Below are 13,827 nucleotides of genomic sequence, written 5' to 3'. Positions count from 1 at the left end.
CATGCTATTACCTTGGCTAATTCTTCTCCCCTTTATCGGCGGCCTGCTGTCTTGGCAGTGTGAGCGCTTCGGTACTAAGGTACCGCGTTGGATAGCGCTATTCGCGATGGGGCTGACATTAGTGCTCTCCTTGCTGTTGTGGGGGCAGGGCAACTATTCACTGGTTAACCCAGCGGGTATCCCGCAGTGGCAATCAGAGTTCATCTTGCCGTGGATCCCACGGTTTGGTATTGAATTCCATCTGGCGCTGGATGGGTTATCACTGCTGATGGTGGTGCTAACTGGCCTGCTAGGTGTGCTGGCTATCCTTTGTTCGTGGCGTGAAATTCAGCGCAATCAGGGCTTCTTCTACCTGAATCTGTTGTGGATTCTGGGTGGGGTTATCGGCGTGTTCCTCGCCATCGACATGTTCCTGTTCTTCTTCTTCTGGGAAATGATGTTGGTGCCGATGTACTTCCTGATTGCCTTGTGGGGTCACAAAGCATCAGACGGTAAAACCCGTATCGCGGCAGCAACCAAGTTCTTCATCTATACCCAGGCCAGCGGTCTTATCATGTTGATTGCCATTTTGGGGTTGGTGTTTGTGCACTACAACGCCACCGGTATCTGGACCTTCAACTACGAAGATCTGTTGAAGACGCCGATGTCCCACAATGTGGAATATCTGCTGATGCTGGGCTTCTTTATCGCCTTTGCGGTAAAAATGCCGGTTGTGCCACTGCACGGCTGGTTGCCAGATGCACACAGTCAGGCACCCACCGCAGGTTCTGTTGACCTGGCGGGGATTTTGCTGAAAACCGCAGCTTATGGTTTGCTGCGCTTTAGTCTGCCGCTGTTCCCGAACGCCTCTCATGAGTTTGCACCTATCGCCATGTGGTTAGGTGTCATCGGTATCTTCTACGGTGCGTGGATGGCCTTCTGCCAGACTGATATCAAACGCCTGATTGCTTATACCAGCGTGTCGCACATGGGCTTTGTATTGATTGCCATCTATACCGGCAGCCAACTGGCTTATCAAGGTGCGGTTATCCAGATGATTGCCCACGGCTTGTCTGCCGCCGGTATGTTCATCATCTGTGGTCAGTTGTATGAGCGCCTGCATACCCGTGACATGCGTCAGATGGGCGGCCTGTGGGGCCGAATCAAATACTTGCCTGCACTATCGCTGTTCTTCGCGGTAGCGACACTGGGGATGCCGGGCACCGGTAACTTCGTCGGCGAGTTTATGATCCTGTTTGGCAGCTTCCAGGTGGTTCCGGTGATTACCGTGATCTCTACCTTTGGTCTGGTCTTTGCTTCGGTTTATTCGCTTATCATGATGCAGCGTGCTTATTATGGTGCGCCAAAATCACAAGAAGCGTTACCGGGCATGAGCGCAAGGGAACTGTCCATCATCCTGCTGTTAGTGGTGTTATTAGTGTTGCTGGGGGTTTACCCGCAGCCGATTCTTGATACCTCCCATGCTGCGATGAGTAATGTACAGCAGTGGTTCAATGCTTCATCTATTACAACTACAAGGCCGTAATTCGCCATGACAATAACTCCTCAACAACTGATCGCAATGCTACCGCTGTTGATCGTCGGATTGACGGTGGTGGTTGTGATGCTCTCCATTGCGTGGCGACGCGATCACTTTATTAACGCCACCCTGACGGTCATCGGGCTTAACCTGGCGCTGCTGTCACTCTATTTTGTCGGCCAGGTCGGGCCGATGGATGTCACGCCGCTGATGCGGATTGACGGCTATGCGATGTTCTATACCGGGCTGGTGATTGTTGCCAGCCTGGCAACCAGCACCTTTGCTTATCCTTGGTTGAATGGCTATCCAGATAACCGCGAAGAGTTCTACCTGTTGGTGCTGATTGCCACCATGGGCGGCATTCTGTTAGCCAGTGCCAACCATCTGGCGTCGCTGTTCCTGGGTATTGAGCTTATCTCCCTGCCGCTGTTTGGCCTGATTGGTTATGCCTATCGCCAGAAGCGTTCACTGGAAGCCAGTATCAAATACATGCTGCTGTCTGCGGCGGCATCGTCATTCCTGCTGTTCGGGATGGCGCTGCTGTATGCTGAGTCTGGCAGTTTGTCTTTCGCCGGTCTTGGCAAGAGCCTAAGTGACTCCGCTATCCACCAGCCGTTGATTCTGGCGGGCCTCGGGATGATGATTGTTGGTCTTGGCTTTAAGTTGTCGCTGGTGCCGTTCCAACTGTGGACGCCGGATGTGTATCAGGGTGCTCCCGCTCCGGTATCTACCTTCCTGGCGACTGCCAGTAAGATTGCCATCTTTGCGGTAGTCATGCGCTTGTTCCTGTATGCGCCGGCCGCCGACAGTGAAGCGGTGCGTTTGGTGCTCTCCTTGATTGCGGTGGCATCAATACTGTTCGGTAACTTAATGGCTATCAGCCAGACCAACATCAAGCGTCTGCTGGGTTACTCTTCTATCGCGCACCTTGGCTACTTGCTGATTGCGCTGGTGGCGGTGCAGACCCATCAGTTGGCACTGGAAACCGTCGGTGTTTATCTGGCCGGTTACCTGTTCAGCAGCTTGGGTGCGTTCGGTGTGGTTAGCTTGATGTCTAGCCCGTATAAAGGCCCGGATGCAGAATCGCTGTTCTCTTATCGTGGTCTGTTCTGGCATAAACCGATTCTGTCGGCGGTGATGACCGTAATGATGCTATCACTGGCCGGTATCCCAATGACGCTGGGCTTTATCGGTAAGTTCTTTGTGGTCGCAATGGGTGTCAGCGCCAACCTGTGGTGGTTGACCGGTGCGGTGGTCTTAGGCAGTGCCATCGGCCTGTACTACTATCTGCGTGTGACGGTGAGCCTGTTCCTCAGCGCGCCGGAAACACTGGTGCGTGACACACCAAGCAACTGGGCATTGACTGCCGGTGGTGTGGTGGTGCTGATTTCCGCGATTCTGGTGCTGTTCCTGGGTATTTACCCGCAACCGCTGATTTCGCTGGTTCAGATGGCTCAGCCACTGATGTAATTGATTGTTAAGCCTGTTCCCAAACCCCCTGTTAGCCGAAACGCGCAGGGGGTTTTGTTTTTTACCCGGTGCTGAAATTAATGTTATTTAAGGTGGGGGTGGGGTAAAACATGGAGCGGTGAACACATTTTTTTGAGATATCTTTATCAGTGATTATTTCACTCTATTCTTAAGGATATTTATGTTGTGCTGTATACCTTCACCTCCATCAATTAATGATAATAACTCTTATACAAAATATGATTCTGTGGATGATTTTTTATCGCTATCAGATGAAATAGTTCCAACGGCCGGTTTTTTTAAAGATAAAGAAACAATCAACTTCTTGCTTGATAGGGCGAAGGGAGATGAAAAATTCAATATGGCGATGATAGAAAATGCATATTTAATTACAAATAAAAATGATACATATATGAGAAACCCTTATGTTGACTTAATCGACAAGGTTAACATTTCTGCGATTAACTCTTTGAATATTTTGCAGAAAAAAATAGATGAAGGCAGTGATATTTATATTAAAGCTGGCGAATTGCTCAATAAAGTCATCATTAATCATTTCATTGGCACAGCATCTGACTTAAAAATAGATGATATCAATATTGATAATTGGGTAAATAGAAACCCGCTAACTAAAGCGCTGAAGTTTTGTATTAAAGATAATCATGGGCAGGCTGATATTAATGCGGTTATCTCAGAGAGAGTCATTCAGTACTATCAATCTATAAAAAACGGAGTGTCTTTTTTAGATTGCGACCCTGAGGTACTTACTAATAGACTGCTTTTCAATATTTTTAATTTCCAAACACAAATAACACCATATGCTAATGAAAAGGGTTATTTTAGCGAATGGACAGCAAATGGTGATAAGCAAATTTTTAATAAACGCGCGTGTATCGCGCTTCCAAATTATGCATAGTGTTTATTGTGTGACTTTGATCACATTACAAATGTAATGATAACAACAATATTTATATTTTTGTGACAAAAATACGGAATATTGCTCATCAATTCAGGTAAACTGCTCGACTTTCACTCAATCGATATTGCTTTGATACTTTCGCGCAGGTAACACTGATGAACATTATTCTGATGATTGCCATTACCACCGGCATTCTCTCGGGTGTCTGGGGCTGGGTAGCGGTCAGTTTAGGGCTAATCAGTTGGGCTGGTTTCCTTGGCTGTACCGCCTATTTCGCTTGCCCACAAGGTGGTTTAAAAGGATTACTGATTACGCTGTTAACCTGCCTGAGCGGGGTGTTCTGGGCGATGATGATTATCCAGGGCAGTGCCTTGCAACCGGAATGGACCATCCTTGGGTATGTTTTAACAGGGCTTGTGGCGTTTTTGATGTGCATCCAGGCCTGCCAGCAGTGGTTATCATTTGTTCCAGGTACTTTTATCGGCGCTTGCGCTACTTTTGCCGGTAATGGTAATTGGAAGCTGGTGGTTGCTTCATTGTTAGTCGGGGTGGTATTTGGCTACGCTATGAAGAACAGCGGGTTGTGGTTGGCGGCGCGGCGGGGTCAAGGGAGGCGCTCCTTGGGAGCGCCGGTTGATATTGATTAGATGATCCGGTTCGGTTGATAGTCGTTCAGGTTATCGGTTCGATTGATAGATACCGGAGCAGGTTTCGGTTGATAGTCGTTCAGTTATCACCTTACCTCTATCGCCTCAACCGAGCAGGAGGGCTAGCCGGCCCTCCTGCACCTGCGGCTTGCGCGAAATATTACTGCTATTCGCAGTGCCCTCCGGCAGTCGTTGGCCTTATCGAGCCAGCGCGATTCGCTCCTGCTCAAGCGCGCTTTTCGCCGCCGTCCATGGCGGCTCACTCGGGCCATCGTCTTTGTCGGTAATATTCCTGATTGCGCTCAAGGTCAAAATCAAAACCTTGCTTTTAGGTTTTGACGTTTAAAGCACATTTGAGCTGCCGAGTGAAGAGTGTAGCAAGGGAAATCCGCCATGGACGGCGGATTTAGGCGTCACGCGGAGGGACCCGCGTAAAGCCGTCCCGCCAGCGAAATGATGAGTGAGGGGACCCGCGAAGTGGGCAAGCGATACGTGCGCTAGCGCAGGGGTTCCAAGGGGGTTACGCGCTTGTAACCCCTTTGGCGGTTGAGGCGCAGGAGGTCAAGTGAACACCGATCTCATGTCAACCGAACCGAAAATCTGGATGACTATCAACCGAAACCTGCTCCGGTATCTATCAATCGAACCGATAATCTGAACGAATATCCCCCGAAACCTGATCCGGTATCTATCAACCGAAATAATACCGAATCAGATAAGATGATTCGCCACTTTAACCACGATCTTACGAATCGGTGCGATGTCACCTAATGTTCCCATCGGGCGATGTAACTCGCCGGGGAACAGCAGGGCAATATCACCCGGCGCCAGTGTTAACAAGGTTTCGGTAGTAATACCTTCAAACAACCCATAATCTCGCTCGCTATCAAAATCCATCGTCGGGCGCTGGCCCTGTGTGGATGGCGACGCACCAATCACTTCACTACCTTCCAGCAAAATATGAATATCAATATAGTAACGGTGTAATTCAGGGGCTTGTTCATATAGTGGCTTGGTCGCGGCGATAATATGATTTAAGTAAATCTCACGCCCTTCGATTTCTTGCTCGCCCGCTGGCAGGTTAACCAAATCCATTTTGCAGATAGCCGCTAGGGTGCGGCGGATAACATCTGGATAGATTGGATTATTCGCCGCGCTTTTCAGTTCATCAAGTATCATAACTCTTCCTATATGCTTATGTGGCCCGCGCGTTTAGGCGCAATGACTCACGCTATTTTCATGCTCCAGCGCGGCAATACAGTGCTTAACCACACCGGCGACGTCGGGCGAAATATCTATCTGGATAACATCCGGTTCACTGATACCCGGTACTTCCAGGGTTGCAAATTGGCTTTGCAACAGGCTTTCAGGCATAAAATGCCCAGCGCGCTGCTGCATTCTGTGTAGCACCAAATCGTAATCACCGCTCAGCCACAGAAAACGTATCCCTTGATTGCTGGCACGCAAACGATCGCGATACTGCTTTTTCAGCGCCGAACAGACTAAAAAACCGACTTCATTTTTCTGTTGCAGGCTATAGGCCACATCACTTAACCGTTCTAACCAAGGAGCACGATCAACATCATTTAGCGGCTGACCTGAGGCCATTTTTTGGATGTTGGCGCGCGGGTGTAGGTCATCACCATCAATAAACTTGGCGTTAAGCGCTTGTGCCAGTGCTTGACCGACGCAGGATTTCCCCGTGCCGGATACGCCCATAACAATAATGCATTTCCCAGACATAATGTTCCTCTGTTCCCAGTCAATTGAAGCATTAACCAACGTTATTGATGGGACGAATAACGAAGGTCGCTAATCTCCCAATCACTTCAAGCGAAGGTTAAACTGCAACTAACATCCCGCCATCAACAAACAACAGATGACCATTCACGAAATCAGAGGCTTTGGAGGAGAGATAAACCGCAGCACCAATCAACTCTTCCGGGTCTCCCCAGCGAGCAGCCGGTGTCCGTTTACATAACCAATCAGTAAAGGCTTTATCATCTACCAACGCTTTTGTCATATCCGTTTTGAAATAGCCAGGTGCGATACCATTGACCTGAATATTATAGCGAGCCAGCTCAACACACATACCACGAGTTAGCATTTTTACCGCACCTTTAGAGGCGGCATAGGGGGTAATAGTGTCGCGGCCTAATTCGCTTTGCATCGAGCAGATATTGATAATTTTGCCGCGTTGACGTTTAACCATATAGCGGGATACGGCCTGTGAAACCAAGAATACGGACTTCTGGTTGACCGCAATCACGTCATCCCAATCTTTTTCTGGGAATTCAGTAAAGGCATGGCGGCGCTGAATGCCGGCATTATTAATTAAAATATCGATAGCACCGATGCTACTTTCTATTTGTTCAATGGCTTCATTAACCGCATCGTGATTAGTCACATTAAAGGCGGCAGCATGAGCAATAAAACCGCTAGCACGTAATTCCGCCACGGCTTTTTCCGCTCGTTCTGCGGTAATATCATTAATAATTATCTCTGCACCAAATTCGGCCAGGCCTTTCGCTAATAAAAAACCAATGCCTTGAGCAGATCCCGTAATTAATACTTTGCGGTTTTCTAACGAAAATAAATTCTTCATAATAAATTCCTGATGGAAATGGCGCTTATTAAGCGACATTATAAAATAAATATTATTGAATAATGACTGGGTGAAAACATGTGCATATCAAACCGTTTTCCGCTTGGGTAAACTGTGATGCAGATCACTTTAAATCATGTTACAACAAGCTGTTACCACATACGTGAGCGATATCCCCTTGATGAAGGGGAAATACTGCTGTTAGTCGGTTTTTTTGCTGTTTTATTGCAAGGTTTCAGTTTAACTTATTAATAATAAACTAGATTAATAATATGTCACCTGGCTGTTATTGTATTTTAAAGCAGTAACATGCTTTTCATTACACAAGCTAACAGTGCATAATCATATTACCCATTGCGCACTCTTGTTCCAGGTATTTGCCATGAAAAACCAGCGTGTTACGTTACAGGATATCGCGTTACTTGCAGGCGTGACCAAAATGACTGTCAGCCGCTACTTACGCACGCCGGAAAAAGTGGCTCCAGAGACGGCTGAGCGTATTGCTCAAGTGATGGCGGAGGTTAATTATGCTCCTGATTCTGAAGGGGAAAATGGTTTCAATCAAAAGATCCCGCGTATTGGTATCTTGATACCTTCCTTTAATAACCAGATTTTCTCTGACTTGCTGGCGGGTATTGAATCGGTAACCGCTGCCAGCGGCTATCAAACGCTGGTGGTTAACTATAACTATGATAAAGAACGTGAGGAGCAGCAGATCGTTAATCTGTTGTCCTGTCAGATCTCAGGTCTGATACTCACTGATTCAGAACATACCTTACGTGCTGATAAGTATTTGAATGCAGCCGAAATTCCGGTTGCACAAGTGATGGATTTAGAGCCACAGTTCAACCGTATTACCGTTGGTTTTAATAATTATCAGGCTGCTTACGATATGACAGCGACACTATTGGCCAGTGGTAAGCAGAATATTGTCTATTTTGGCTCGATGTCAGATGTACGAGATCGCAAACGTTATCAGGGATATAGCCAGGCGATGATAGATACAGGATTTACGCCATTGCATATCACTCCTAATAAGGTCTCTTCTGTCTCGATCGGGGCTGGGATGCTAGCTCTGGCACGACAAATGTATCCGCAGGTTGATGCTATTTTCTGTACTAATGATGATATGGCCGTCGGCGTGTTACAAGAATGTCTGAAAATAGGCATGGCGATACCGGCTGAAATGGCAATTTCGGGTTTCCATGGCTTAGATATCGGCCAGGCAACCACCCCGGTGCTGGCCAGTGTTACCACCCCACGGTTTGAAATGGGTAAAGTTGCAGCGGAAATTCTGATTAAGAAAATAAATAAAATCCCTACAATTGAACAGGTTGACCTGCATTACCGCATTTCACTCGGTGGGACTATCTGATCTTCTTATCACCGCTAGCAGCCATGGCTCTGGATGATGGCTGCGAATCACTTTGGTCAATGGCCGCTAAATTATCCCTCCGTCAATCAATAACAAATAACGGCAACCGATAACATTTTACTTAGTTAATTCTATAAGTTCTTAACCGGCATTTGCCTGGCTGAAACAATTCAGCACTGGCAATGATAGGTCGATCACGTTACCGGTAACATGTTTTCTTAACATGATTTACAGTGACCTATATCACAAAATAAAACATTGAAAACGGGTCTTATAACGACATTCGCTGAATGGCTAAATCATCCGATGATTACCTGCCGCCATTCTGGTTTTTTATGATTTATTGACATGATCAGGTACCCGTAATGAAAAACAGCAAACAAGCCGTATTAATCATCGCTCCGGTAATGGACTATTTAACTGAAAAATTGGAGCAAACCTTTACTGTTCATAAACTCTTCCAGGTTACCGATCATGCTGAGTTTTTTGCAGAACAGGGGCAGAATATTAAAGGCATCGTGACCCGTGGTGATATTGGTGTCAGCAATGAGGTGTTGGCACTGTTGCCTGAAGTGCAGATAATCTCAATCTTTGGCGTCGGTACCGATGCGGTGGATTTAGCAACCACCCACGAGCGCAATATTATTGTTACTACCACTCCCGGTGTACTGACTGACGATGTTGCTGATACCGCGCTGGGGCTAATCATTGCGACTTCTCGTCGCCTGTGTCTGGCTGATAAATTCCTGCGTGCCGGACAGTGGCCGCACAGTACTTTGCCATTATCATCTAAGGTTACCGGCAAGCGTCTGGGGGTCTTTGGTATGGGGCAGATTGGCCAAGCCATTGCTCGCCGAGCGGCGGGGTTTGATATGCAAATTGCCTATACCGACAAAGCACACAACGAAACTCTGCCCTACCAGTATATGCCTGATCTTATGAGTCTTGCCAGCCAAAGCGATATTCTGGTGGTCGCAATCTCGGGAGGGAAAGACAGTGCCGGTTTGGTGAATAAAACCGTTTTTGCTGCGATGCCTAATCACGCCATTTTGATCAATATTGCCCGGGGCAGTATGGTGAATCAGGATGATTTAATCCTTGCGTTGCAGCAGCAAAATATTGGTGGTGCGGGCTTAGATGTTTTTGCCGATGAGCCTAATGTGCCACCAGCATTGATCGAGATGGATAATGTGGTCTTGCTGCCACACATTGCTAGTGCAACGACGGAAACTCGAATTCAAATGAGCGATATTGTCTTCTCAAATATATTAGCCCATTTTTCTGGTGAAAAAGCCCCTACGGCGATCACCTATAAATAATAGATAATTACTTTTAATTAAATATTAAAAATGGCCAGTGAATTTTAATTAACACCAGAAAATAAACTTCTGTTTATTTGCTTGCGGCATTCCCTACACCATTATTTATGGTGCGGGTAATACTCTGCTATTATCATGAGGCGTGTTTATATGGACAGTAAGATCCCTAATGCCCGTTGGTTTCGCGTTATTGTTCCAATAATGATTGCTTGTATTATTTCTTTTATGGACCGGGTAAATATTAGTTTTGCATTACCTGGTGGTATGGAAAGTGATCTAGCAATTACCAGTCAAATGGCTGGTTTAGCGGGCGGTATTTTCTTTATTGGTTATTTATTTCTACAAGTACCGGGTGGCCGTATTGCGGTTCATGGCAGCGGCAGAAAATTTATTGCTTACTCTCTTTGTGTTTGGGCCGTCGTCTCGATTCTGACCGGTTTTGTCACTAATCATTATCAACTGCTATTCCTGCGCTTTGTGCTCGGGGTGTCAGAAGGCGGCATGCTGCCAGTGGTGCTGACTATGGTCAGTAACTGGTTCCCGGAACGCGAAATCGGCCGGGCCAATGCTTTTGTCATGATGTTTGCCCCAATTGGCGGCATGTTCACCGCACCGCTATCGGGTTTCATTATTAATGCTCTGGACTGGCGTTGGCTGTTTTTCCTCGAAGGTTCACTGTCAGCCGTGGTGCTGGTGATGTGGTGGTTTGTTATCAGTGACCGACCAGAGGAAGCTAAATGGTTGTCGGCAAGGGAGCGCGATTATCTGGTGACTGAGTTGGCGCGGGAACGGGCTGAACGGATGCTCGATGCTCCGGTGACCAATGCGCCATTAAAGGCGGTATTCCTGAATAAAGGCTTGATGAAACTGGTCACACTGAACTTCTTTTATCAGACCGGCGATTATGGTTATACCTTATGGCTGCCGACCATCTTGAAAAACCTAACCGGCGGTAATATGGCTTCCGTCGGTATTCTGGCGATTTTACCCTTTATTGCCACCACTGCCGGTATCTACCTCATTTCTGCCTTGTCGGACAGAACCGGTAAGCGCCGGCTGCTGATTATGGTTTCCCTGTTCTGCTTCGCCGCCGGTCTGGTGACGTCGGTGATTTTCCGCCACAACGTACTGGTCTCTTACTTGGCACTGGTGGTGTGCGGGTTCTTCCTCAAAGCCGCAACCAGTCCATTTTGGTCAATTCCGGGCCGTATCGCGGTGCCAGAAGTGGCGGGTGGCGCACGCGGGGTGATCAATGGCTTAGGCAATCTGGGCGGTTTCTGTGGCCCGTATCTGGTAGGCGTGATGATTTTCTTCTATGGACAGAGCGCGGCAGTTTGCATGCTGGCAGGCTCCCTGATTATTGCGGGATTGATAACCTTAACCCTGCCGAAAGAGTGTGATGTTGAAGTTAGCACGGCGCGGAAGGGCATCGCTGACAAAGGTTTGGCTAAAGCTAAACGCGCTTAAGCCGTGGTGGGGTTTTGGTGGATAACCACTATGCCCCGCCATTTATCACCGGAGAATTTCATGAATCTACAACAGCAATTAGCTCGCTGTCAGCAGCATCAACAACTACTGCAATTGCCTCATTTCAATCATGAAACGGCCTGGCGGTTGGGTGAGAAAATAAAGTGTCAGGCTGAGCGGCAAGGCGTGGCTCTGGCCATCGATATCACGGTAAATCGTCAGACACTGTTTAGTTATGCCATGTTGGGGACTAGCGCTGAAAACCATGACTGGCTGCGACGTAAGCGCAATGTGGTAGAGCTACTTAATACCAGCTCTTGTGCCGCTGGCTTGATGTTACAGCAGCGTCAAACCTCACTGGAAGCACGCTATGGTGTCAGCTTGCGGGATTATGCCGCCTTGGGCGGTGGCTTTCCGTTACAGGTTCAACAGGCTGGTGTGATTGGTAGTGTGAATGTATCCGGCGCCCCCCATCTGGATGATCACAATCTGTTGTTACAGGTATTGGCAGATTTTATCGGCCTGCCTCTGAGCAGCATTGAACTTTTAACGCCCTTGAGTGAATAAGGAATGGCGATGAACGCGACCCTCACCCGAGTCACGCAACGTATTACTGCGCGATCCGTAGCCACCCGTACTGCCTATTTGCAACGTATCAGCGCGGCTAAGGAAAATACAGTTCGCCGTTCGCAACTGGCCTGTGGCAATTTGGCGCACGGTTTTGCGGCCTGCCAGCCGGACGACAAAATAGCGCTGAAGAACATGGTACGCAGCGATATCGCGATTATTACCTCCTATAACGACATGCTATCGGCACATCAGCCGTATGAACATTATCCGCAACAACTAAAAGATGCCTTGCATGCTGTGGGGGCGGTCGGCCAGGTGGCGGGCGGTGTTCCGGCGATGTGTGACGGGGTGACGCAAGGGCAGGATGGCATGGAACTGTCGCTGATGAGCCGCGATGTAATTGCGATGTCTGCGGCGATTGGCCTGTCACATAATATGTTTGATGGTGCACTCTATCTTGGGGTGTGTGACAAAATTGTCCCCGGTTTGTTGATGGCGGCGTTGTCATTCGGTCATTTACCGGCGGTTTTTGTCCCCGCCGGGCCGATGGCCAGCGGCCTGTCTAATAAAGAAAAAGTGCGGGTGCGCCAGTTGTTTGCGGAGGGCAAAGTCGATAGACAGGCTTTATTGGACGCGGAAGCTGCCTCCTACCACAGTGCCGGTACCTGTACTTTTTACGGCACCGCCAACTCCAACCAGATGGTGATGGAGGTGATGGGGTTACACTTACCCGGCTCTTCCTTTATCCAGCCCAATACGCCGCTACGTGATGCGCTCACCGCCGCTGCCGCCCGTCAGGTCACGCGCCTGACAGAAACCAGCGGTAGCTATTTACCCATTGGTCAGTTGGTGGATGAAAAGGTGGTGGTCAATGGCATTGTGGCACTACTGGCGACCGGCGGTTCGACTAACCACACCATGCATTTAGTGGCGATGGCGCGCGCGGCGGGGATCATCATCGATTGGGATGATTTTTCTGAGTTATCGGAAGTGATACCACAGTTATGCCGCATTTATCCCAATGGCCCAGCAGATATCAACTACTTTCAGGCGGCCGGTGGTGTAGCGCTGCTGGTAAAAGAGCTGTTGCAGGGCGGTTTACTCCATGAAGATGTCCATACCGTGGCCGGATTTGGCTTGCAGCGCTATACCCAAGAGCCTTATCTGGATCAGGGGCAATTATGTTGGCGTGACGGGGCACAGCAATCGCTGGATGAAACTGTTATCGCCAGTATCGCGATACCTTTCTCACCACATGGCGGCACCAAAGTCTTAAGTGGCAACCTAGGGCGGGCAGTGATGAAAACCTCGGCAGTACCGCGTGATCATCAGATCATTGAAGGCCCGGCCGTGGTGTTTGAAAGCCAGCACGACGTTGGTCCGGCATTTGACGCAGGCGCACTGGATCGCGATTGCGTGGTGGTGGTGCGTTATCAGGGGCCGCGTGCTATTGGTATGCCGGAGTTGCATAAACTGATGCCACCATTAGGTGTATTACTGGACCGTGGCTTTAAGGTGGCACTGGTCACCGATGGCCGCTTGTCTGGTGCGTCAGGTAAAGTGCCCTCAGCCATCCATGTGACACCCGAAGCGTATTGCGGTGGTTTGCTGGCGAAAATCCGTAATGGCGATCGGGTGCGTGTTGATGGTGTCACTGGCGAGCTTTCACTGTTAGTGGATCAAGCTGAACTGGCTGCCCGCCATACCGACTTGCCAGATATTGCTGCCTTCCACGTAGGATGTGGCCGTGAATTGTTTGGTGCATTGCGCGAACAACTTTCCGGTGCTGAGCAAGGGGCTTGTTGTATCCGTTTTTAGTCATAAAACAGGGGGAAGGGGCATCAGTAACTCTTTTTCCCCTCATATTACTTGCCATACAGATTAATCCTGAAAACTCCATTTCCACCTTGAATCAATATTACGCCGGCTATTTTCG

At 48.5% G+C, this 13,827-nt stretch carries 12 protein-coding genes; 9 read left to right on the top strand and 3 right to left on the bottom strand.

The window, feature by feature from the left end; genetic code table 11:
* Position 1: 1 nt before the first annotated feature.
* The 4 genes from nuoM to ACWJJO_RS15150 all read left to right on the top strand — a co-directional run bounded on the left by nuoM (position 2) and on the right by ACWJJO_RS15150 (position 4,555).
* Positions 2 to 1,525 (top strand): NADH-quinone oxidoreductase subunit M, encoded by a 1,524-nt coding sequence (gene nuoM, locus ACWJJO_RS15165; protein ID WP_083158262.1) that lies wholly within the window; start codon positions 2 to 4, stop codon positions 1,523 to 1,525.
* A 6-nt stretch (positions 1,526 to 1,531) separates the two neighbouring features.
* Positions 1,532 to 2,989 carry an NADH-quinone oxidoreductase subunit NuoN gene (gene nuoN, locus ACWJJO_RS15160; RefSeq protein WP_083158263.1) on the top strand — a complete coding sequence of 486 codons (1,458 nt, stop codon included), beginning with the start codon at positions 1,532 to 1,534 and terminating at the stop codon, positions 2,987 to 2,989.
* Between the two features lie 247 nt (positions 2,990 to 3,236).
* Positions 3,237 to 3,905 carry a hypothetical protein gene (locus ACWJJO_RS15155; RefSeq protein WP_102970379.1) on the top strand — a complete coding sequence of 223 codons (669 nt, stop codon included), beginning with the start codon at positions 3,237 to 3,239 and terminating at the stop codon, positions 3,903 to 3,905.
* 158 nt (positions 3,906 to 4,063) lie between these two features.
* Positions 4,064 to 4,555: a DUF1097 domain-containing protein gene (locus ACWJJO_RS15150; protein ID WP_083158265.1), complete on the top strand. Its 492-nt coding sequence runs from the start codon at positions 4,064 to 4,066 to the stop codon at positions 4,553 to 4,555.
* Positions 4,556 to 5,266: 711 nt separating this feature from the next.
* On the opposite strand, the gene ACWJJO_RS15145 is transcribed toward ACWJJO_RS15150, so the two are convergent.
* The 3 genes from ACWJJO_RS15145 to idnO form a co-directional block, all read right to left on the bottom strand.
* On the bottom strand, positions 5,267 to 5,734 hold the full coding sequence (locus tag ACWJJO_RS15145; protein ID WP_083158266.1) for a NanQ anomerase/TabA/YiaL family protein: 468 nt from the start codon (positions 5,732 to 5,734) through the stop codon (positions 5,267 to 5,269).
* 33 nt (positions 5,735 to 5,767) lie between these two features.
* Positions 5,768 to 6,298, bottom strand: a complete 531-nt coding sequence (locus ACWJJO_RS15140) for a gluconokinase (RefSeq protein ID WP_083158267.1) — start codon at positions 6,296 to 6,298, stop codon at positions 5,768 to 5,770.
* Positions 6,299 to 6,395: 97 nt separating this feature from the next.
* Entirely contained in the window at positions 6,396 to 7,160 is a 765-nt protein-coding gene (idnO, locus tag ACWJJO_RS15135; RefSeq protein ID WP_083158268.1) for a gluconate 5-dehydrogenase, read from the bottom strand.
* A gap of 382 nt (positions 7,161 to 7,542) precedes the next feature.
* On the opposite strand from idnO, the gene ACWJJO_RS15130 reads away from it, so the two are divergent.
* From ACWJJO_RS15130 to edd, 5 genes are all read left to right on the top strand, one after another.
* The gene (locus ACWJJO_RS15130; protein WP_083158269.1) at positions 7,543 to 8,535 is read left to right on the top strand and encodes a substrate-binding domain-containing protein; all 993 of its coding nucleotides are present in this window, start codon (positions 7,543 to 7,545) and stop codon (positions 8,533 to 8,535) included.
* A gap of 365 nt (positions 8,536 to 8,900) precedes the next feature.
* Positions 8,901 to 9,854 carry a 2-hydroxyacid dehydrogenase gene (locus tag ACWJJO_RS15125; protein ID WP_083158270.1) on the top strand — a complete coding sequence of 318 codons (954 nt, stop codon included), beginning with the start codon at positions 8,901 to 8,903 and terminating at the stop codon, positions 9,852 to 9,854.
* A 150-nt stretch (positions 9,855 to 10,004) separates the two neighbouring features.
* Complete coding sequence (locus ACWJJO_RS15120; RefSeq protein WP_481091203.1) at positions 10,005 to 11,321, top strand: MFS transporter; 1,317 nt, start codon at positions 10,005 to 10,007, stop codon at positions 11,319 to 11,321.
* A gap of 60 nt (positions 11,322 to 11,381) precedes the next feature.
* A complete protein-coding gene (locus tag ACWJJO_RS15115) occupies positions 11,382 to 11,888 on the top strand; it encodes a heme-degrading domain-containing protein (protein WP_481091202.1) in 507 nt (168 codons plus the stop codon).
* 9 nt (positions 11,889 to 11,897) lie between these two features.
* Positions 11,898 to 13,709, top strand: coding sequence for a phosphogluconate dehydratase (edd, locus tag ACWJJO_RS15110; RefSeq protein WP_481091201.1), 1,812 nt, complete (start codon positions 11,898 to 11,900; stop codon positions 13,707 to 13,709).
* Positions 13,710 to 13,827 lie beyond the last annotated feature (118 nt).

The sequence above is a fragment of the Yersinia antarctica genome (assembly GCF_056636475.1).
The sequence above is the reverse complement of the archived record's forward strand: the minus strand, read 5'-3'. Positions and strand labels throughout refer to the sequence as shown.